Source organism: Streptomyces hypolithicus (assembly GCF_052934925.1).
On record NZ_CM128811.1, the window covers coordinates 2,242,598 to 2,262,765 of the forward strand.

16 protein-coding genes and 1 riboswitch are annotated in these 20,168 nt (G+C 71.9%); of the genes, 7 read left to right on the plus strand and 9 right to left on the minus strand.

The window, feature by feature from the left end; all coding sequences use genetic code 11:
- Positions 1-155: 155 nt before the first annotated feature.
- From ACU6WZ_RS10350 to ACU6WZ_RS10365, 4 genes are all read right to left on the minus strand, one after another.
- Positions 156-1,334 (minus strand): VWA domain-containing protein, encoded by a 1,179-nt coding sequence (locus ACU6WZ_RS10350; protein ID WP_447032838.1) that lies wholly within the window; start codon positions 1,332-1,334, stop codon positions 156-158.
- Positions 1,331-3,700 (minus strand): DUF5682 family protein, encoded by a 2,370-nt coding sequence (locus ACU6WZ_RS10355; protein WP_447032839.1) that lies wholly within the window; start codon positions 3,698-3,700, stop codon positions 1,331-1,333. The genes ACU6WZ_RS10350 and ACU6WZ_RS10355 overlap by 4 nt, the downstream gene beginning before the upstream one ends.
- Complete coding sequence (locus tag ACU6WZ_RS10360; protein WP_447032840.1) at positions 3,697-4,821, minus strand: ATP-binding protein; 1,125 nt, start codon at positions 4,819-4,821, stop codon at positions 3,697-3,699. The genes ACU6WZ_RS10355 and ACU6WZ_RS10360 overlap by 4 nt, the downstream gene beginning before the upstream one ends.
- A 103-nt stretch (positions 4,822-4,924) precedes the next feature.
- Positions 4,925-5,353, minus strand: coding sequence for a hypothetical protein (locus ACU6WZ_RS10365; protein WP_447032841.1), 429 nt, complete (start codon positions 5,351-5,353; stop codon positions 4,925-4,927).
- A gap of 134 nt (positions 5,354-5,487) precedes the next feature.
- On the opposite strand from ACU6WZ_RS10365, the gene ACU6WZ_RS10370 reads away from it, so the two are divergent.
- Together ACU6WZ_RS10370 and ACU6WZ_RS10375 are read left to right on the plus strand one after the other, a co-directional pair.
- Positions 5,488-6,885, plus strand: coding sequence for an SWIM zinc finger family protein (locus ACU6WZ_RS10370; RefSeq protein ID WP_447032842.1), 1,398 nt, complete (start codon positions 5,488-5,490; stop codon positions 6,883-6,885).
- Positions 6,886-6,902: 17 nt separating this feature from the next.
- Complete coding sequence (locus ACU6WZ_RS10375; RefSeq protein ID WP_447032844.1) at positions 6,903-8,585, plus strand: DUF5691 domain-containing protein; 1,683 nt, start codon at positions 6,903-6,905, stop codon at positions 8,583-8,585.
- A gap of 128 nt (positions 8,586-8,713) precedes the next feature.
- Here ACU6WZ_RS10375 and icmB read toward each other — a convergent pair whose 3' ends face one another.
- Entirely contained in the window at positions 8,714-9,127 is a 414-nt protein-coding gene (icmB, locus tag ACU6WZ_RS10380; RefSeq protein ID WP_447032845.1) for a coenzyme B12-dependent isobutyryl CoA mutase small subunit, read from the minus strand.
- Positions 9,128-9,404: 277 nt separating this feature from the next.
- On the opposite strand from icmB, the gene ACU6WZ_RS10385 reads away from it, so the two are divergent.
- The gene (locus ACU6WZ_RS10385; RefSeq protein WP_447032847.1) at positions 9,405-10,283 is read left to right on the plus strand and encodes an esterase/lipase family protein; all 879 of its coding nucleotides are present in this window, start codon (positions 9,405-9,407) and stop codon (positions 10,281-10,283) included.
- 235 nt (positions 10,284-10,518) lie between these two features.
- Complete coding sequence (locus tag ACU6WZ_RS10390; protein WP_447032848.1) at positions 10,519-12,021, plus strand: M23 family metallopeptidase; 1,503 nt, start codon at positions 10,519-10,521, stop codon at positions 12,019-12,021.
- Positions 12,022-12,062: 41 nt separating this feature from the next.
- On the opposite strand, the gene pcrA is transcribed toward ACU6WZ_RS10390, so the two are convergent.
- A complete protein-coding gene (gene pcrA / locus ACU6WZ_RS10395; RefSeq protein WP_447032850.1) occupies positions 12,063-14,519 on the minus strand; it encodes a DNA helicase PcrA in 2,457 nt (818 codons plus the stop codon).
- A gap of 335 nt (positions 14,520-14,854) precedes the next feature.
- A riboswitch (cyclic di-AMP (ydaO/yuaA leader) is annotated at positions 14,855-15,016 on the plus strand.
- Between the two features lie 7 nt (positions 15,017-15,023).
- On the opposite strand from pcrA, the gene ACU6WZ_RS10400 reads away from it, so the two are divergent.
- A complete protein-coding gene (locus ACU6WZ_RS10400; RefSeq protein WP_447032852.1) occupies positions 15,024-16,259 on the plus strand; it encodes a C40 family peptidase in 1,236 nt (411 codons plus the stop codon).
- An 8-nt stretch (positions 16,260-16,267) separates the two neighbouring features.
- On the opposite strand, the gene ACU6WZ_RS10405 is transcribed toward ACU6WZ_RS10400, so the two are convergent.
- The gene (locus ACU6WZ_RS10405) at positions 16,268-16,390 is read right to left on the minus strand and encodes a hypothetical protein (protein ID WP_447032854.1); all 123 of its coding nucleotides are present in this window, start codon (positions 16,388-16,390) and stop codon (positions 16,268-16,270) included.
- Positions 16,391-16,718: 328 nt separating this feature from the next.
- On the opposite strand from ACU6WZ_RS10405, the gene ACU6WZ_RS10410 reads away from it, so the two are divergent.
- Together ACU6WZ_RS10410 and ACU6WZ_RS10415 are read left to right on the plus strand one after the other, a co-directional pair.
- Positions 16,719-17,819, plus strand: a complete 1,101-nt coding sequence (locus ACU6WZ_RS10410; RefSeq protein ID WP_447032856.1) for a C40 family peptidase — start codon at positions 16,719-16,721, stop codon at positions 17,817-17,819.
- A gap of 69 nt (positions 17,820-17,888) precedes the next feature.
- Positions 17,889-18,041, plus strand: a complete 153-nt coding sequence (locus ACU6WZ_RS10415) for a hypothetical protein (RefSeq protein WP_447032857.1) — start codon at positions 17,889-17,891, stop codon at positions 18,039-18,041.
- A gap of 132 nt (positions 18,042-18,173) precedes the next feature.
- Here the strand turns inward: ACU6WZ_RS10415 and ACU6WZ_RS10420 are convergent, their stop codons facing one another.
- The gene (locus tag ACU6WZ_RS10420; RefSeq protein WP_447032858.1) at positions 18,174-18,866 is read right to left on the minus strand and encodes a LuxR C-terminal-related transcriptional regulator; all 693 of its coding nucleotides are present in this window, start codon (positions 18,864-18,866) and stop codon (positions 18,174-18,176) included.
- The gene (locus tag ACU6WZ_RS10425) at positions 18,863-20,155 is read right to left on the minus strand and encodes a PspC domain-containing protein (protein WP_447032859.1); all 1,293 of its coding nucleotides are present in this window, start codon (positions 20,153-20,155) and stop codon (positions 18,863-18,865) included. Before ACU6WZ_RS10425 ends, ACU6WZ_RS10420 begins: the two co-directional genes overlap by 4 nt.
- Between the last annotated feature and the right edge of the window lie 13 nt (positions 20,156-20,168).

The following is a 20,168-nucleotide window of genomic DNA, read 5'->3' on the forward strand; positions in this document are numbered from 1 at the left end:
TGGAGACGGCGCCGGCCCGCGGAGCAGGGGCAGGGCAGGAGCAGGGGCAGGGGCAGGGGCAGGGGCAGGGGCAGGGGCAGGGGCAGGGGCAGGGGCAGCAGGGGAACGACTGGGCGATGCCCGCACGCGTCTTCCAGGGTGACCCGAGCCTGGGGCTACGGATGAGCCGCCATGTCCGGTATGGGCAGTGGCCGTTTCTCGATCGCGGCCGCCATCACCTCCGGGAAGAGGTCGGGCGTACAGGCGAAGGCCGGCGCGCCGAGTGCCGCGAGCGCCGCCGCGTGCTCACGGTCGTACGCCGGGCCGCCTTCGTCGGAGAGGGCGAGCAGGGCGACGAACTGCACGCCGGCCGCCTTCATCGCGGCGACCCGCTTGAGCATCTCGTCACGTATCCCGCCTTCGTAGAGGTCGCTGATCAGGACGACCACGGTGTCGGCGGGGCGGGTGATCTGCGACTGGCAGTAGGCGAGGGCGCGGTTGATGTCCGTACCGCCGCCGAGCTGCGTGCCGAAGAGGACGTCGACGGGGTCGTCCAACTGGTCGGTGAGATCGACGACGGCGGTGTCGAAGACGACGAGCCGGGTGTTGATCGAGCGCATCGAGGCGAGGACCGCGCCGAAGACGGACGCGTAGACGACGGATGCGGCCATCGACCCGGACTGGTCGATGCACAGGACGACATCCTTCTTCACGGACTGCGACGCCCGCCCGTACCCGACGAGCCGTTCGGGCACGACGGTCCGGTACTCGGGAAGGTAGTTCTTGAGGTTGGCCCGGATGGTGCGGTCCCAGTCGATGTCCCGGTGGCGGGGGCGGTTGACGCGGGCGCTGCGGTCGAGGGCGCCGGTCAGGGTGGCCCGGGTACGGGTGGCCAGGCGCTTCTCCAGGTCCAGGACCACCTTGCGCACGACGGCGCGCGCCGTCTCCCGTGTCGTCTCGGGCATCACCTTGTTGAGCGAGAGCAGCGTCCCGACAAGGTGGACGTCCGCTTCGACGGCCTCCAGCATCTCGGGTTCCAGGAGCAGTGCCGACAGCCCGAGGCGTTCGATCGCGTCGCGCTGCATGACCTGCACCACCGAACTGGGGAAGTACCGGCGGATGTCGCCGAGCCAGCGCGCCACGGACGGGGCGGAGGCGCCGAGTCCGGCCGAGCGCGGGCCCGAACGGTCCCCGGTGCCGCGGCCGCCGGCGCCGTACAGCGCGCCCAGTGCACCGTCCATGGCAGCGTCCTGCCCGCTCAGCGCGCACCCGGTCCCGTCTGCGGCTTCGCCTCCGAGCACCAGCCGCCACCGCCGAAGGCGCTCTTCGCCTGATCCCGCACCGCTCGTGTTCATCGGGCCTCCCCCACCAGGTCGTTGTCTTCCGCTGCTTCTGGTTCTTCCGCTTCTTCCGCCGGCGTCCCCAGCAGAAGCCGCAGGACCGGCAGCACCCCGTCGGCGCGCTCCGCGTCGAGTCCCGGCCCGAACCCGGGCGCTCCGGGGATCTCCACCGGCCCAGCCGCTCCAGCCCTCCGAGCCGTGGCGGGCCCGCGCCGGACCAGCTCGCCCAGCGAGCGCCGCACCCCCGGTTCGTACGCCGAGAAGGTGCGCCTCAGCAGCGGGAGTACGTCGGTGAACGCCTCGGCCGGGACATCCGTCAGCCACGTGTCCACGAGCCCGCGCAGGCGTTCGTCGTGCACGAGCAGCAGCCCGCCCCCCGCGGCTCCGCCGACGAATCCCTCGATCCACGCGGCGGCGTCGGCCGGCGCAGCGCCGGGCGAGAGAGCGAGCCCCATCAGCCGCGCCGCTGCCTCTTCCGTGAGCCGCCCGTCGTCCAGCAGCAGGCGCGCCGCCCGGCCGCGGATCACCCCGGCCACACTGTCCCGCCCGGCGAGCCTGCGCAGGACCTCGGTCCACCTCCCGCGCAGGTCTGCGCGGTGGTCCGGCGCCGCCCCGGCCAGCAGGCCGATCGCTGTGTTTACGGCGTCGAGGTGGCGGCGCATGTCCGCAGCCCCGTCCGCGTCGAGGCCGGTGCAGGCGGGTGGCAGACCGACGCAGATCCGCTCGGCGAGACCGGCCGCGACCTCGCTGAGCGCCGCCGTGTCGGTGCCGCGCACGTCGCCGTAGCGCAGGGAGCGGGCGAGCGCGGGCAGGGCCTGGGCGAGGTGCCCGACATCGGCGTCCAGCGCGGCCCGGTCGGCGAGCGCCCGCATCACGACCGGTAGGGCGTCGGTGAGTTCGGCCAGCAGGCACCGTTCGGCGAGGGCGGTGACATCGGCGAGCACCGTGGCGGAAACGGCCTGGGTCTCGGCTTTGGCGGTGGCCGCGGACAGCACCGTGGTGCCCCAAATCCCGGCCTCGGCGACCCGCACCGCCAGTTCTGGCTCCCAGCGCAGCCGCCAGCTCTCCCGGAACGTCCCCGTACTCCCCCGGGTCCCGGCCGGCTCGCCCCAGCCGATGGACAGCAGCCGCAGCCGGTGCAGCAGTCTGCTGCGCGCCGCGTCGGTGTCCTTGCGCAGGTCCAGTTCCAGCTCCCGGTCCTGCGGCTCCGCTCTGAGCCGCAGCGTGCGCTGGGTGCGGGTCAGGTCGCGTTGTAGCGGAACGGCGGGCGCGGCGTCGGGGACCTGCCCGAGCACGTCACCGACCACGAGCCGGTCGTGCACCAGGGAGAGGGGTACGTCGGAGCCTTCGCACATCACGGCGCGCACGGCGTCCATGGTCTCGGTGAGCCCGGCGAGGGGGCGGCCGCGCATGACGGCGAGGGTTTCGGCGAGCCGGACCGCCTCGATCACATGGGCGGAGGACACCATCCGGTCCTCTTCCCTCAGCAGCCCGGCGACCCTGGTCATCCAGCGCTCGACGGGCCGGTCCCGCGCGCCGAACAGGTGCCCGTACCAGCCGGGCGAATCGATGCCTGCGCCGTATCCGCTGCGGCGGGCGAGCCTGCGGTGGGTCCAGGGCACCCAGGTCATTTCGGTCCTGACCTTGGGCAGCCCCTTGAGGAGCGCCCGGTCGGCGGTGGCGGTCGCGGACTTCTCGCCGAGTGCCGGCAGGTGCCATGCGCCGCAGACGACGGCGAAGTCGCCGCCGAACTCCTTGCGGGCCGCGCGGATCCGCAGCCGCATGTACGCCTCGCGGACCGGGTCGCGGGGGTGGCCCCCGTCTCCGTACGCCTCTCGCAACGCGCCCATGGCCTCGGCGAGGGCCCGGAACGGTGCGAACGGGTCGGCGCCCGCACCGCGGTGCTCTACGACGTCCTCCCACCACCGCTCCGGATCGTCGTACCCGGCGGTATCCGCCAGCACGCCGACCGGGTCGACGGCCGCCTCCAAGCCGGGCTCTGGCGCCCCCTCCGGGTCGTCCGTCAGCAGGTCGTCCGTCAGCGCCAGTGAGTGCGCCGCCGGCAGGTCGATGAAGCGGACCGGCACGTCGTGGGCGAGGGCCCAGCGGATGGCGACCCACTCCGGGGAGAACTCGGCCAGCGGCCAGAAAGCGGCCCGCCGGGGGTCGTCGGTGACGTGCGCGAGGAGCGCCACCGGCGGGCGCATGTCGTCGTCGGCCGCGAGCGGCAGCAGCGCGTCGGCCTCGGGCGGCCCCTCGACGAGTACGGCGCGGGGCCGCGCCGCGTCGAGAGCCGCGCGCACGGCGCGGGCGGAGCCGGGCCCGTGGTGGCGCACACCGAGCAGCAGAGGCCCGGGAGGCACGGTTGCGGGTGATGTCATCCCGTCACCTCCCGGCAGGCGCGGTAGAAGTCCTTCCAGCCGTCCCGCTCGCGGACGACCGTCTCCAGGTACTCCTGCCAGATCACCCGGTCGGCCGCCGGGTCGCGGACGACCGCGCCGAGGATGCCCGCCGCCACGTCGCCGGAACGCAGCACACCGTCCCCGAAGTGCGCGGCGAGAGCGAGCCCACCGGTGACGACGGAGATCGCCTCGGCCGTGGACAGCGTCCCCGAGGGAGACTTGACCTTCGTACGGCCGTCGGCGGTGACGCCGTCGCGCAGCTCACGGAAGACGGTGACGACGCGCCGGATCTCCTCGAAGCCGTCGGGGGCGGCAGGCAGGTCGAGGGAGCGCCCGATCTGGTCGACGCGACGCGCCACGATGTCGACCTCGGCGTCGGCGCTCTCGGGCAGCGGCAGCACGACGGTGTTGAACCGACGGCGCAGCGCGCTGGAGAGGTCGTTGACCCCGCGGTCGCGGTCGTTGGCGGTCGCGATGAGGTTGAACCCGCGGACGGCCTGTTGTTCCTGCCCGAGTTCGGGGATGGGCAGGGTCTTCTCCGACAGGATCGTGATCAGGGTGTCCTGCACGTCGGCCGGGATGCGGGTGAGTTCTTCGACCCGTGCGGTCATGCCGTCGGCCATGGCGCGCATGACGGGGCTGGGGACGAGCGCTTCGCGGCTTGGCCCGTGGGCGAGCAGGCGGGCGTAGTTCCAGCCGTAGCGGATGGCCTCTTCCGGGGTGCCGGCCGTGCCCTGCACGAGCAGGGTCGAGTCGCCGCTGACGGCGGCGGCGAGGTGCTCGGAGACCCAGGTCTTCGCGGTGCCGGGGACGCCGAGCAGCAGCAGCGCCCGGTCGGTGGCGAGGGTGGTGACGGCGACTTCGACGATCCGGCGCGGCCCCACGTACTTGGGGGTGATCACGGTGCCGTCCGGCAGCGTCCCGCCGAGCAGGTAGGTGGCCACGGCCCACGGGGAGAGCTTCCAACGGGTGGGCCGCGGCCGGTCGTCGGCCACGGCCAGCGCCTTCAGTTCGTCGGCGAACGCGTCCTCGGCGTGCGGCCGCAGGGCCTCGCCGGTGTCCGCGTTCGCGACGGCTTCGTTGGTTTCGGGCACGGTCATGGGATCCCCCTCCAGATGTCCCGGATGTGGGTTCCACCGTGCACCACGCCACTGACAATGGGCCTCAGCCGCAGGTCAGGGCACGTATGGCGGGCTGCGGAAGCTACTGCGCGATCGGCGAGACCGCGACGCAGCCGCCGCTCATGGCCTTCTCGCCGGTCGCTTCCTTGATCGTCTTGCCCTTGTAGACGACCTTGCAGGTCAGGTCCGCGGCGTCCGCGATGCTGATCGGGCTGACGACCGGCGGCATGATGCCGCGCAGCGTGACCGTCTTCTTCCACGGCAGGTCGGGCTTCTTCGCGGACACCATCTTCGGTTCCAGCGCGGTGCCCTCGCCGGCCGCGTACTCGATGGACTCGATGTTCTTGCCGGTGACCTCGTAGGTGACTTCGTACGTCTCGTTGACGGCCTTGTCGACCTGCTTGACGCTCTCGTCCTTGGCGGCTTCGGTCATCTCGGAGCAGGCTCCGAGGCCGAAGGTGAGGCCGGCGGCGGCGGCTGTGCAAAGGACGGTGCGGACCATGCGGTTCATGTGGGATCCCCCCGGATCTGAGTGTGTGGAGATCGCACCCAATCGCAAAGCCGAAGTAAAGTCAAATGGTGAACAGTTCGGGCGAATCCGCAGGCCGGAGCCGATTGTCAGTGGTGGCCCGTAGCGTCTTGTGCATGAATCAGCAGGGGGTGCGCCGGACGGTGGAACAGGTGCTGGGTTTGGCTCCTGACGCCGCGTCACGCAAAGCGGGAAGCAGGCTCGCCGTGGCCGGGCCGTGGTCGGGCGCAGGGTGGTCGGGCGCAGAGTGCGGCGGGTCGGGGGCGGTGTGGGGTCTATGCAAAGGCAGCGGCAGTACGCCGTATCGGACGGTAGTCGACCTGGCGGGCACCGTCCCTGCCTACAAGTGCAGTTGTCCGAGCCGGAAGTTCCCGTGCAAACACGCGTTGGCGCTGCTGCTGCTCTGGGCGGGGGACGATCCGGCCGTGCAGGACGCGGCGCAGCCGCCGGACTGGGCCGAAGCCTGGCTGGAGGCACGCCGGGAGCAGGCCGCGGCGAAGACCGAGCACGGGAAGAGCGCGGAGCGCCGGGAAGGGCCCGGCGGCTCCGCGAAAGCGGCCGGGTCCGAGGCGACGAGGCGAAGGGCTGAGCAACGGGCTGAGCGGATCACGGCGGGCGCCACCGAGCTGGAGCAGCGCCTGACCGACCTCCTGCGGGGTGGCCTGGCCGCCGCCGAACAGGCGGGGTACGGGCTGTGGGAGGAGACGGCCAGGCGCATGGTCGACGCCCAGGCTCCCGGACTGGCGGCTCGGGCGCGGGAGTTGGGTGCGATACCCGCTTCGGGGCCAGGGTGGCCGGTGCGGCTGCTGGAGGAGTGCGCGCTGCTGCATCTGCTGGACTCGGCCTGGCTGGCCCGCGACCGCCTCCCGGAGCCCCTGGCGGCGACCGTGCGTACGCGCGTCGGGCTCACCGCGCCCGCCGCGGGACCACCGCTCCGGGACCGCTGGCTGGTGCTCGCCCAGTACGACACCCAGGACGGCAAACTTCTCACGCGCCGCATCTGGCTGTACGGACGGGAGTCGGGGCGCACCGCCCTGGTGCTGTCCTTCGGCGTCGCCGGCCGGGCTCCCGACGCGGCCCTGCCCGCTGGGCTGCTCCTCGAAGCGGAGCTCACCTTCCATCCCGGGGCCGCGCAGCTCAGGGCCGACGTCGGTGCGCAGTTCGCGGCGCCGGTCGCGATCGACGCCGCTCCGCCGGGCCTCGGCGCCACCGAGGCGCTCCGTGCGTACGGCGTGGCCCTGCGGGACGATCCGTGGCTGGACTCCTGGCCGGTGACGCTGAGCCGCGTCATACCGGTCCCCGCCGACGGAACCTGGCAACTGGCGGACGAGAAAGGCGATTTCGCTCTTCCGGTCGACCCCGCCGCCCAGGCCCGACCCGGCCTGTGGAAGCTGGCCGCCCTGTCCGGCGGCGGGCCCGTCACGGTCTTCGGCGAGTTGCGCCACCGCGGCTTCACCCCGCTGACCGCCTGGTCCGACGGCTCTGCCGAGACCATCCCGCTCGTCGAAACCTGACCGCACGGAGGGCCCCGATGACCCGCACAGCAACCACGACGTCCGACGCCGAACCGGCCGCCAGGGAAGAAGCCTCCTGGGAGGCACTCGTCACCACCGCTCTCCTCGGCACCGACCGCCGCGCACTGCCCCCCGGGGCCGGGACTCCCGGGGCCGAGGCGCCGGGGGCCGGGACGCCCGGCAAGGAGGCCCCGGCCGCGCTGCTCGACGCCGCCGCGCTCCAGACCGTACGCCGCAGGGCGGGCCTCCTCCCCGCCCGCGCGGCCGGGCGCCCCGAGCCCGCCCCGCACGATCCGCGCCCCGAGCTGCCCACGGCCGCCCGCCGCAGGCTCGCCCAGCTCCTGGCCGGGCGCCCGCCCGCCGGCAGCGGGGGCCGGCGGGGGGCCGCACCGGATCTGACCGAACTCCTCCCGCAGTGGCTCGCCGCCGCGAACGAGCGGGGGTTCCAGGCTCCGCCGGCCCTGCTGCCCGCTCTGCTGGACGCCGCCCGCGCCCGCACCGATCTGCGGCCGGGGGCCCTGACCTTCGCCGGGCCGCGTGGCCTGTGGCTGGCGGGGCTCAACACCGACTGGCGGTTCGCGCTGCGCGGCGGGTCGGGCGGCGCCGCACTGCCCGACCCCGGCGACACCGACGGCGTACGGCGTCTGTGGGAGGAGGGCCTGTTCGCCGAGCGCGTCGGCCTGCTCGCGGCCGTACGGGCCCACGCACCGCACGCGGCGCTGACCCTGCTCGCCGGCACCTGGTCCACGGAGCGGGCCGAGGACCGGCTGATGTTCCTCGACTCGCTGCGCACCGGCCTCTCGGACACCGACGAGCCCTTCCTGGAGCAAGCCCTGTCCGACCGCAGCCGCAACGTACGGGCCACCGCCGCCGAGCTGCTCTCGGCGCTGCCAGGATCAGCGCTGGCCGTGCGGATGGCCGCCCGCGCCACCACGTGCGTCAGCCTCGACCGCTCCGGGCGCCCCGCCGGGGGTGGCGAGCGCATATCCGTCGAGGCCCCGCACGAATGCGACGCGGACATGCAGCGCGACGGCGTGACCCCGGCCCCTCCGGCCGGGCGCGGCGAGCGGTCCTGGTGGCTGGGACAGCTGGTCGAATCCACCCCGCTGCATGCCTGGCCGCAGCGGCTCGGCGGGCGTTCGCCGGAGGAGATCTTGGCCCTGCCCGTGGCCGACGGCTGGCAGGAGGAACTGCACGCCGCCTGGTGCCGTGCGGCGGTGCGCCAGCGCGACGCGGCCTGGTCCCGCGCCCTCCTCGGGGTCCCGTCCGCACCGCTGGCCACCGGCTCCGGTACGTCGTCGCTGGGCGAACGCGCGAAGCTGCTGGCCGGCCTGTCGGACGGCGAACGGGCTGAGTGGGTGGCGGAGTTCATTGCGGCGCACGGACTGTCCGAGGCGTTTCAGCTGCTCGGGGCGTGCGTGGTGCCGTGGTCGGAGGCGCTCGGCCGCGCGGTGGTCGACGCCCTCGACATCGCGCGGGACGCAGGGAGTTACCCCTGGAGCTTCAGCGGAGTCATGGGGCTCGCGGAACGGTGCCTCGACCCCGGCGAGGCGGACCGGCTGGAGATCCTCACGACCACGCCGGACGAACCGGAGAACGCGTCGCCCGGCGTGGGCGGGTACTGGTCGGAAGCGTTCCAGCGGCTCGTCGGGACTCTGCGTCTGCGTGCCGCGATGCGGTGGGAACTGGCGCCGTCGTAACGTCGGGACGTCGCGACCCCCGACGCCGGCCCGCGGGCGTGTCCGCAATCGCCGGGCGGGCTGGAGATCCAGCCGATCCGGCGTTCGAGGAGCGGGGTCCGGGGCGGGGCCCCGACCGACTCGGCGACCTACGCCTGTGCCGCCTGGCGGACATGCGTGTTGACCCAGTCCACGATGGCATGCGTCGTCGCACCCGGCGTGAAGATCTCCGCGACGCCCTTCTCCTTCAGCGGTGCGATGTCCGCCTCCGGGATGATGCCGCCGCCGAAGACCTTGATGTCCTCCGCGTCGCGCTGCTTGAGCAACTCGATGACCTTCACGAAGAGCGTGTTGTGCGCGCCCGACAGGATGGACAGCCCGATCGCGTCGGCGTCCTCCTGAATGGCGGTGTCCACGATCTGCTCGGGCGTCTGGTGCAGCCCGGTGTAGATGACCTCCATACCGGCGTCGCGCAGAGCCCGCGCGATGACTTTCGCGCCGCGATCGTGGCCGTCGAGCCCCGGCTTGGCGACGACCACGCGGATCGGCCCGGTCACACCCATCACTGCCTCCATGTACCGACTGCGCCGTCATCCGGCACGCGCCCCGCACCGGAAAGAGCGGGGAAGTGAACGAACGTTATCTACAGCATCGCGCAACCGGCCGTTTCGCGGTGGACGGGGAGGGGGAAATCACACGTGGGACATGTTCACTATGCGCCGTTCCTGCCTTTTGGGGCGTGTCGAGCGACGCACAGGGGAGCCGACGGGAAGCGCCCGGCGCCCCAGAGGGCACACGGGGGACAGAGCCGCCACCGGCGTGTCGTTCAGGAGGTCGGCCATGAGGGTCCTGCCCTTCCCTTTCCCCCCACGCCTACGCCGTCCAGTACTGCCGTCCGCGCCGTCCGCGCTCCTGAGGGCCACCGCCCTGGAGCTGGCCATCCTCGCCGGGCACCTCGTTCTCTACCCGTCGGGCATGGCACAGGAACGCCGCCCCACGCGCCCCGCCCTCTCCACGGACCCCGCCCGCACCACTCTGCCGGGGCCCGCCCACGATCCGGATCCCCTGCCGGTGACCGGCGCGGAGCACCTGCCCGTCGTACTGCTCCACGGATTCGTCGACAACCGGTCCGTCTTCGTCCTGCTGCGGCGTTCCCTGGCCCGGCACGGTTGGCGCCACCTGGAATCCCTCAACTACTCCCCGCTGACCTGCGACATCCGCACCGCCGCCGAGCTGCTCGGCCGCCATGTGGAGGAGATCTGCGAACGGACCGGACACGCCAGGCTCGACATGGTCGGCCACAGCCTCGGCGGCCTGATTGCCCGCTACTACGTACAGCGGCTCGGCGGCGACGCACGCGTACGCACCCTGGTCACCCTCGGCACACCACACTCCGGCACCACCGTCGCCCCACCCATGAGCGCGCACCCCATCGTGCGGCAGATGCGACCGGGTTCCGATGTGATCGAGGAGTTGCGGGAGCCCGCCCCGTCCTGCCGTACCCGGTTCGTGAGTTTCTGGAGCGACCTCGACCAGCTGATGCTGCCCGTCGAAACGGCGTGCGTCAGCCACCCCGACCTGATCGCGGAGAACGTGCGGGTGACGGGAATCGGGCACCTCGCACTGCCCGTTCACCCGGCGGTCGCCGCAGGCATCCGGCAGGCGCTCGAAACGCAGGACACATCGGAGGGCGCGTCCGGCGCCGCTTCCGTCGCCTGATTCCCGCCCCAAACCCCAACAGCAGTCGAACAGATGTCGAACGTAGAGCCAAAGCTGTGCCCGCCGTCCGCCGAAAGGCGGCCGAATGCCCGTTTCGGGAATACTCAGAACCCGGCAAAGATTGTGGCCGTCGCTTACCGCCGGGTACAGTCGCGGCCACTGCTTTGCCTCTGGGGCCCCCTTCCCGGGACCCCAGCCCCCACAGGTTCTGATTGTCGAGGCGAGAGAGAAGTTGGTGGACGACCAGCACGCCCACGCCGGGTACGACGGCTACTCCACCGGCAGCTTCGACGCCGATCCCCTCTTCGGAACGCTCCCTACCCAGGGGAGCAACTTCGAAGCAGGCCACAGCGGTCAGTACGAGACCACTTGGTGGGACTCGACCGGCGCGCAGCACCACGTCGGTTACGACGCTTACGGCACCCAGCAGTTCGACGGCTCCGGGGCATGGCCCCAGGCCGACCATCAGGCCGCAGCGGACATCCCGGCCCAGACCACCGCCCAGTGGGACTCCAATACCTGGAGTCGGACAGGGCAGTTCGGCACCGGGGCGTACGAAACCAGCCAGTTCGCCCAGGCCGTCGATGCCACCGGTCAGTGGAGCACGGCACCGTTCCAGGATACCGGCGCCTACGACACCACCGCCTGGAACACCGCTCACGCCGACGGCCACACCGCCATGTACGACGCCACGGGATACGGGACCGGCGCGTACGACAGTGTCGCGTCACAGCAAGTCACCTACGGCACCGTCGAGTTCCCGTCCGCCGCCGACCTGCACGGCACACCGGTGGCGTACGAGCCGCACCAGCACGCCTATAGCCCGGATCTCGAACCCGAGCAGCACTTCGAACCCGAATCCGAACCCGAGCAGGACCTGGCTCCGGAACCCGATCTCACCCCCACCCCCACCGCCATTGCCACGGCCGCAGCCGCGACAGCCACGTCGCCGGTGGCCGTCCCCGTCGCCCGACGCGGCGCCGCAGGTCGCGGTGGCCGGCGCCGCACCCCCGCCAAGCGCTCGGCCCTCCTCACCGTGGCCGTCCCCTCCGCCTGCGTGATGGGCGTCGCCGGTATCGCCGCCGCCTCGGTCACCGGCGGCGGAGCCCCCCCCGAGGAGAAGAAGGACACCACCACCACGGCGTCGGCCGCCGACACCGGCTCCATCAAGGCCGTGGCCGTCAACAACAAGCTGGACACCCAGCTCGCGAACCTCACCGAGGACGCCGACGACTTCGCGGACCGCGCCAGCCGCACCCAGGAGCGCATCGACCTCCAGGCCCGCCAGGCGGCGGAGAAGAAGCGCAAGGCCGAGGAGGCCGCCCGCAAGGAGGCCGCCCGCCCCAAGTTCGCCGTGCCGGTCGAACAGCGCGGCCTCAGCGCCTACTACGGGCAGGCCGGCGTCAACTGGATGTCCGTGCACTCCGGCATCGACTTCCCCGTCTCGTACGGCACACCGGTGATGGCCGCGACCGACGGCACCGTCCGCACGCAGTACAACAGCGCCTACGGAAACATGGCCATAGTGACGGCCGCGGACGGCACCGAGACCTGGTACTGCCACCTCAGCAGCATCAAGATTCGTTCGGGCCCCGTCCAGGCCGGCGACGTCATCGCGTACGCCGGAAACTCGGGCAACTCCACCGGCCCGCACCTCCACTTCGAGGTGCGCCCCGGTGGCGGGTCGGCGATCGACCCCCTGCAGTGGCTGCGCAATCAGGGCCTCAACCCGACGTAACCCGGCCCGACCCGAGCAGCCCCGCGCCGCGCCGCCCCCGTCTAGAGTTTCTGGACCGGCGCGTACCTCAGCAGCAGCTTCTTCGGCCGCTCGTCGCCGAAGTCGATCGTCGCCTGCGCGTCCGCCCCCGTCCCGGTCACCGTCATCACGGTGCCGAGCCCGAACTGGTCGTGCGTGACCCGGTCCCCCACCGTCAGTGCGATCACCGGCTTGTCCGACGTCCGCCGCGTCGCGAACCCGGAGGCGCCGCCGCCCCCGTTCCGGGACCGCGACGACGAGAGCGAGGCCGACAACGACGAAGCAACACCCGACACCGGCCCCGCCGGGGCCTGCGCACCTTTGCGCTTCCAGGTCAGATGCGTCTCCGGGATCTCCTCCAGGAACCGCGACGGCGGGTTGTACGAAGGCTGCCCCCACGCGCTGCGCATCGTCGCCCGCGTCAGATACAGCCGCTCGCGGGCGCGCGTGATGCCGACGTACGCGAGCCGGCGCTCCTCCTCCAGCTCCTTGGTCTGGCCGAGCGCGCGCATGTGCGGGAAGACGCCGTCCTCCATCCCGGTCAGGAACACCACGGGAAACTCGAGCCCCTTGGCGGTGTGCAGCGTCATCAGCGTGATGACCCCCGACCCGCCCTCGTCGTCGTCGTCGGGAATCTGATCCGAGTCGGCGACCAGCGCCACCTTCTCCAGGAACTCGGCCAGCGTTCCCGGCTCGGTCTCCTGCCGGTCCTGCTCGAACTCCAGGGCCACGGACGCCAGCTCCTGAAGGTTCTCGACGCGCGTCTCGTCCTGCGGATCGGTCGAGGCCTGCAGCTCGGCGAGATAACCGGTCCGCTCCATGACCGCCTCCAGCACCGTGGCCGGTCCGGCGCCCGACTCGACGATCGTACGCAGCTCCTCCATGAGCGTGTTGAAACGCTTCACGGCGTTCGCTGAGCGGGCCGCCATGCCGTACGCCTCGTCCACGCGCCGCAGCGCCTGCGGGAAACTGATCTTCTCGCGCATCGACAGCGCGTCGATCATCGCCTCCGCGCGGTCACCGATGCCCCTCTTCGGTACGTTCAGAATGCGGCGCAGCGGGACGGTGTCCTCGGGGTTCGCCAGGACGCGCAGGTACGCGAGCACATCCCTGACCTCCTTGCGCTCGTAGAAGCGCACACCGCCGACGACCTTGTAGGGCAGGCCGACGCGGATGAAGATCTCTTCGAAGACACGGGACTGGGCGTTCGTACGGTAGAAGATCGCGACGTTGCCGGCCTTGGCGTTACCGGCGTCGGTGAGCCGGTCGATCTCCTCGGCGACGAACTGCGCCTCGTCGTGCTCGGTGTCCGCGACATAACCGGTGATCTGCGCGCCGGTCCCGGCGTCCGTCCAGAGGTTCTTCGGGCGGCGGTTCTCGTTGCGCTCGATGACGGCGTTGGCCGCGGTGAGGATGGTCTGGGTGGAGCGGTAGTTCTGCTCCAGCATGATCGTCTTTGCTTGCGGGTAGTCCTCCTCGAACTGGAGGATGTTGCGGATGGTGGCACCGCGGAACGCGTAGATCGACTGGTCCGCGTCACCCACGACGCACAGCTCGCCCGGCGCCCGGTCCTCACCCGAGGGCCCCACCAGTTCGCGCACGAGTGTGTACTGAGCGTGGTTGGTGTCCTGGTACTCGTCGACCATGACGTGGCGAAAACGCATCCGGTAGTGCTCGGCGACATCCGGGAACGCCTGGAGCAGGTGCACCGTGGTCATGATGATGTCGTCGAAGTCCAGGGCGTTGGCCTCGCGCAGCCGCGCCTGGTACAGCCCGTACGCCTGGGCCAGGGTTTTCTCGAAGCCGTCGGCCGCCTGGCCGGCGAAGGTCTCTTCGTCTATCAGCTCGTTCTTCAGGTTCGAGACCTTGGCGCTGAACGCCTTCGGCGGGAAGCGCTTCGGGTCGAGGTCCAGGTCACGGCAGACGAGCGCCATCAGACGCTTGGAGTCGGCGGCGTCGTAGATCGAGAACGACGACGTGAAGCCGAGCTTCTTCGACTCGCGGCGCAGGATCCGCACGCACGCACTGTGGAAGGTGGAGACCCACATGGCGGCCGCACGCGGTCCGACGAGTTCCTCGACGCGCTCCTTCATCTCGCCGGCGGCCTTGTTGGTGAAGGTGATCGCGAGGATCTGGCCGGGGTGCACCCCCCGCTTGGCCAGCAGGTACGCGATCCGGTGGGTCAGCACCCTGGTCTTGCCGGAGCCCGCGCCGGCCACGATGAGCAGAGGCGAGCCCGAGTGCACGACGGCCTGGCGCTGTTCGGCGTTGAGCCCGTCGAGCAGCGCGGCGGCGTCCACGGCGGGACGCGGGGCGCCGTCCCGGTAGTACGCGTCCCTGGGCGGCGGGGGGCCGTCGAAGACACCGCCGAAGAGGTCGTGCGGAACCTCCTCCGGGGCGTGGTCCTCGGGGGGCGGCGGGGCCGCTGCCTCGGCGGGCTGGAGATCGGTCAGGAAGCTGTCGTCAAAGAGGCTGCTCATCGTCTACCAAGCTTAGGCGGGACCACCGACAGGCCGGCCCCGGATTGCCGTCTTCCCGCGGTCGTACGGGCGCCCGGCCGCCACGCGGACCCAGTACGCCGCTTCCGCGCCGGCCCGCCCCTCACCCCCACCTGTGACCTTGGCCACTTCGCACCTCTCGGCGGGAGGCCGTTCGGCCGCCCGGCAGGTCGCATTAGTGAAGCGGTAAACCTCTTCGGCAAAGGTCACGAAAATGTATCGGGCATATCGGCCATCAGGCTTCCCAGCGGCCAACGGAGTTGGCTAGCGTTCCCACTCGGGCGGCTCGTACCCCAACCGGCGAACGGCGCCGGACCGGGCGGCCCACGCCGAATCCGGCCTGCCCACGGGCAGTTCGGAACCGGGGACCCACGCGCACCACCTGGGGTGAATCGGTCCGCTGTCCCAAGGACCGTAGGGCACCTTCCGTTCCGCCCGAACCCGACAGCTAACCCGGTAGGCGGTCCACGGAAGGAGATGCCGGCCTTGGCCTCGCATCGCAAGCCGCGTACCCGGGTACGCACCACCGCTCCCGCCCTCGGGGTCACGACCGCGGCGCTCGCGTCCGTCGGCCTGCTCGCCCAGAGCGCCGGCGCGGCACCGGCCGCGCCCGCCGCACCCAAGCCGACCGTCGAGGAAGTACAGAAGAAGGTCGACGACCTCTACCGCCAGGCCGGCACCGCCACCCAGAAGTACAACCAGGCGAAGGAAGCCACCGAGCAGCAGCGGAAGTCGGTGGAGGGACTGCTCGACGCGGTCGCGCAGCGCACCGAGAGGCTGAACGAGGCCCGGCGCAAGCTCGGCAACTACGCGGCGGCGCAGTACCGGTCGGGGTCGGTCACCCCGACCGCCGCGCTGCTGCTCGCGGACAGCCCGCAGGCGTACTTCGACCAGAACCGGCTGATGGATCGGATGACCGAGCGTCAGCAGACGGACGTCCGCGACTTCGAGACGCGGCAGGCCGAGGCGTCGAAGAAGCGGGCCGAGGCGACGCGCGGCCTGGAGAAGCTGACCGAGTCGCAGTCCTCCCTCAAGGCGTCCAAGCAGGATGTCCAGCGCAAGCTCGGCGAGGCGCGTGGGCTGCTGTCCCGGCTGACCGCCGAGGAGAAGGCACGGCTGGCGGCGCTGGAGAAGGAGCGGGAGGCGGAGGCCAAGCGGAAGGCCGAAGCCAAGGCGAAGGCGGAAGCCGAGGCGGAAGCCGAGCGGCAGCGCACGCAGCAGGAGCAGGAGCAACAGCGGGAGGAAGAGGCCCGGCAAGACGAACCGACCCCCTCCGCCCCGGGCACCACCCCCGGAACCGGAAAGCCCCCCGCCACCACCCCGGACCCGGGCTCCGGCTCCGGCGCCGGCCTCGGCTCCGGTGACGCATACTCCGCCAAGGCCGAGAAGGTGCTCGCCTTCGCCCGCGCACAGATCGGCAAGCCGTACGTCTGGGGCGCGGCGGGGCCCAGCTCGTACGACTGCTCCGGCCTGACCCAGGGCGCCTGGAAGGCCGCCGGCGTCAGTCTCCCGCGCACCACCTGGGACCAGGTGAAGGTCGGCAGCCGCGTCCCGACCGACGACCTCAAGCCGGGTGACCTGGTCTTCTTCTACGACGACATCAGCCACGTCGGCATATACATCGGCGGCGGCAAGATGATCCACGCGCCGAAGCCCGGCGCGAACGTCCGCGAGGAGTCGATCTACTACATGCCGATCTACGGTAGCGTCCGCCCCGCGTAGCGCCCGCGCTACGCGACCTGTGCGGCCGCCCGCTCACGCACCGCCGTGGCGGGCGGCTTCGGCGCTCGACCCGAAGCCCGTCCCAGCCCGGCCAGCCCGGCCAGCCCGGCCAGCCCGGCCAGCCCGGCCATAGCAGGCTCTGCCCGTCTGGTTCCGGTGGTTCCGGTTGCTCCGCCGCATCGGTCACGGAAGAGCGGAATGCTGCATTCCGGCGCGGCTTCGCCTCTCATCGGCGATCACAGAAGCACCTATTTCTGCCACTGTCGGTCATTCCCACTCGGCCCCGTGACGCGCAGGTTTAGCGTCCTCCCCCAGGTGACCGACTCCCCACCGCCGCCCCTCCCCGGAGCAGCAGTCGGCCGCCACCGCCGGGAATCCGGCGGCGGGCCGCCCCCCGTGCGGTCCGCCGCCGGACTGCGACGCGGCCGACGTACAGGACGGAAGGACGTGGACGCCCTCGTGGCCACGCACCGAAGGCCCAAGCAGCGCATGCTGGGCGGCGGCACCGGCCGCACCGCCGCCACCCTCGCGCTCGCCGGAGCCGCGAGCGCCACGGCGTTCGACGGCGGCGCGCACGCGGAACCCGCGCTGACGACCGCCCAGGTGAAGGCGAAGGTCGACCGGCTCTACCACGACGCCGAGGTCGCCACCGAGAAGTACAACGGCGTGAAGGAAAAGTCCGGGCGCACGAGCGAGTCGCTGGACGCCCTGCGCGACGAAGCCGCGCGCCGGACCGACCGCCTCAACAGCGCCCGCAACGCGCTGGGCTCACTCGCCGCGGCCCAGTACCGCACCGGCGCCGTCGACCCCGCCGTGCAGGTCGCGCTGTCCTCGGACCCGGACCAGTACCTGGAACGTGCCGCGATCGCCGACCGGGCCGGCGACCGGCAGGCGGCCGCCGTGACCGGCATCCGGCGCGAGCTCGGCGAGATCGCGCAACTGCGCGCCGAAGGGGACGGCCACCTGGCGCGGCTGAAAGCCCAGCAGCGGGAGTTACGTACGCACAAGGCGCGCATCCAGGACAAGATCGGTGAGGCGCAGACCCTGCTGTCCCGCCTCACCGCGCGGGAGCGGGCCCAGTACGCCGACCAGGACGGCCACGGCGGCGCCACTGCCCCCCGGGCCGACCGAGCGAACCGCGACGCACCGCCCATGGGCGACGCCCCGAGCATTGGCCACGCCCCACGCATGGGCGACGCCCCGGCCCCCAACGCCCGCGCCGCGCAGGCGGTTTCCTTCGCGTACGGCGCCATCGGCAAGCCCTACGTCTGGGGCGCGACCGGCCCCTCCGCCTTCGACTGCTCCGGGCTCACCCAGGCGGCCTGGAAGGCGGCGGGCGTCTCCCTGCCCCGTACGACGTACACGCAGATCAACGCGGGCCGGCGGGTCTCACGCGCCGACCTCGCACCCGGCGACCTGCTCTTCTTCTACTCCGGCATCAGCCACGTCGGCCTCTACATCGGCGACGGCCAGATGATCCACGCCCCCCGCCCCGGCGCCCCCGTGCGGGTGGCGCCGATCGACCAGATGCCGTTCGCGGGGGCGACACGGCCTGCGTAGGCACGGCCGGGCGGGGTATGCGACGTACACAACACTCGTAAGCACCGTGAACCGTGACGGAGGACCGACATGCCGGGCATCATCAACCGGATCAAGCAGTACGCACGCAGCCCGCAGGGGCGCCGGACGATCGCGCAGGGACGCCAGGCCGCGTCCGACCCGAGAAGGCGCAGCCAGGCGAAGCAGCTGCTGAGCCGTCTGCGGGGTGGCCGCAGGCACTGAACTCCCTGTTCCGGGTCACTCGCCGTCGGCGGGGACCACCCGGTCGACGAGCTGAATGATCACGCCGTAATGATCACGCCGTTGGGATCGGTGACCTGGAACAGCCGCTCTCCCCAGGGCGCTTGACGTCCGTCAGACCAACCGCCGCGCCGTCGCCCACCGCGTCAGCTCGTGGCGGTTGGAGAGCTGGAGCTTGCGCAAGACCGCCGAGACATGGGACTCGACCGTCTTCACCGAGATGAAGAGCTGCTTCGCGATCTCCTTGTACGCGTACCCCCGCGCGATCAGCCGCAGCACCTCCCGCTCCCGCTGCGTCAGCCGGTCCAAGTCCTCGTCGACCGGCGGCGCGTCCGTCGACGCGAACGCGTCGAGTACGAAGCCCGCCAGGCGCGGCGAGAACACCGCGTCGCCGTCCTGCACGCGGAAGACCGAGTCGACGAGGTCCTTACCCGTGATCGTCTTCGTCACGTAGCCTCGCGCGCCCCCGCGGATCACGCCGATCACGTCCTCCGCCGCGTCCGACACCGACAGCGCCAGGAAACGCACCGGCTTCTCCGCCGCGCCCATCAGCGGCGCGCACCGGCGCAGCACCTCGACGCCGCCACCGCCCGGTAGGTGGACATCGAGCAGCACGACCTCGGGGCGGGTCGCCGTGATGACCGTGACCGCCTGGTCGACGTCGGCGGCCTCGCCGACCACCTCGACGCCCGTCGTGTCGGTCTGGCCGATCTCCGCCTGCACTCCGGTACGGAACATCCGGTGGTCGTCCACCAGCACCACACGTACCCGCCTTGTCACAGGCTCCTCAACACCGGTCTCGGTCATGCGTCCGCCGCCCTCTCCATCTCAAGCTCGACTTCCGTGCCCCCGTCGGGCGCGGAACGCAGCCTCGCCGTGCCGCCGTTGCGCTGCATACGGCCGATGATCGATTCTCGTACGCCCATACGGTCGCCCGGCACCGCGTCCAGATCGAACCCCGGCCCCCGGTCCCGTACGGACACGAAGACCGTGCGGCCCTCGACCTCCGCGTACACCTGCACCGCCCCGCCCTCGCCACCGTACTTGGCGGCGTTGACCATTGCCTCGCGAGCGGCCTGCATCTGTGCGGTCAGTTTGTCGTCCAGCGGGCAGTCGCCGACCACGACGACCTCCAGCGGCACGCCGTGCTTGTCCTCGACCTCGGCCGCCGCCCGCTTGACCGCCTCCGCGAGCGTGTCGGGCTCCTCGGACTCGTCCTTGCCGGTGCCCTCCGGCTTGTAGAGCCAGTTGCGCAGCTCGCGCTCCTGGGCGCGGGCGAGGCGGCGTACCTCGCCCGGGTCCTCCGCGTTGCGCTGAATCAGCGTCAGGGTGTGCAGCACGGAATCGTGGACGTGGGCCGCGACCTCGGCGCGTTCCTGCGCACGGATGCGCATGAGGCGCTCCTCGGACAGGTCCTGCGTCATGCGTACGAGCCAGGGCCCGGCCAGCAGCGTGATGCCGGCGACGACCGCCACCGCCGCCGTCAGTACGTTGCCGAGCTGCGCCGCCGATCCGCGTACCACCAGGAATACCGCCAGACCGGTGCCAACCAGCGCCGCGCCCGCCAGGCCACGCGCGATCTGCAGCATGCGGCGGCGGCGGCCGATCTCCATCCAGTGGGCGCGTCGCGCGTTGTCGGCCTGGCGCCATACGAGGACGACGCCGAGGCCGATGAGCAGCGCCGGCCAGACGTACTGCCCGGCCTCGCCGCCCACCTCGACGTTGGTGACGAAGGTGACGGAGCCGATGAGCAGCGCGAACAGGGCGAAGACCTGGCCCTTGTCGGGTTTGCGGAGCCTGCGCCGGCCGTCCGGGGTGGTCTCGAACGCCGAGCGCGGCGCGTCCACGCCACCCACCCCGAGCGGGACCACGAACCAGAAGACGGCGTACAGCAGCGCGCCCAGGCCGTCGGAGAGGAACAGCGCGAAGAACGCGATCCGTACCCACACGACCGGCAGCCCCAGATGCCCGGCGAGCCCACGCGCGACCCCGCCGAGCATCCGGCCTTCGGCGCTGCGGTAGAGCTTGCGCTGCTGCGGCTCCTCCGGTTCGGGCGTGCGGGAGCCCGCGGGTCGGCGGGGCGTGGCGACTGGCATGCTCCGATCGTCA

Bases quoted from the DNA above. Each gene is read 5' to 3' on its own strand.
- ACU6WZ_RS10355 (WP_447032839.1), bottom strand. From the start codon at position 3,700: ATGACATCACCCGCAACCGTGCCTCCCGGGCCTCTGCTGCTCGGTGTG.
- icmB (WP_447032845.1), bottom strand. From the start codon at position 9,127: ATGGGTGTGACCGGGCCGATCCGCGTGGTCGTCGCCAAGCCGGGGCTC.
- ACU6WZ_RS10405 (WP_447032854.1), bottom strand. From the start codon at position 16,390: ATGGCCGGGCTGGCCGGGCTGGCCGGGCTGGCCGGGCTGGCCGGGCTG.
- ACU6WZ_RS10385 (WP_447032847.1), top strand. From the start codon at position 9,405: ATGAGGGTCCTGCCCTTCCCTTTCCCCCCACGCCTACGCCGTCCAGTA.
- ACU6WZ_RS10420 (WP_447032858.1), bottom strand. From the start codon at position 18,866: ATGACCGAGACCGGTGTTGAGGAGCCTGTGACAAGGCGGGTACGTGTG.
- ACU6WZ_RS10425 (WP_447032859.1), bottom strand. From the start codon at position 20,155: ATGCCAGTCGCCACGCCCCGCCGACCCGCGGGCTCCCGCACGCCCGAA.
- pcrA (WP_447032850.1), bottom strand. From the start codon at position 14,519: ATGAGCAGCCTCTTTGACGACAGCTTCCTGACCGATCTCCAGCCCGCC.
- ACU6WZ_RS10375 (WP_447032844.1), top strand. From the start codon at position 6,903: ATGACCCGCACAGCAACCACGACGTCCGACGCCGAACCGGCCGCCAGG.
- ACU6WZ_RS10415 (WP_447032857.1), top strand. From the start codon at position 17,889: ATGCCGGGCATCATCAACCGGATCAAGCAGTACGCACGCAGCCCGCAG.
- ACU6WZ_RS10360 (WP_447032840.1), bottom strand. From the start codon at position 4,821: ATGACCGTGCCCGAAACCAACGAAGCCGTCGCGAACGCGGACACCGGC.
- ACU6WZ_RS10350 (WP_447032838.1), bottom strand. From the start codon at position 1,334: ATGAACACGAGCGGTGCGGGATCAGGCGAAGAGCGCCTTCGGCGGTGG.
- ACU6WZ_RS10365 (WP_447032841.1), bottom strand. From the start codon at position 5,353: ATGAACCGCATGGTCCGCACCGTCCTTTGCACAGCCGCCGCCGCCGGC.
- ACU6WZ_RS10370 (WP_447032842.1), top strand. From the start codon at position 5,488: ATGAATCAGCAGGGGGTGCGCCGGACGGTGGAACAGGTGCTGGGTTTG.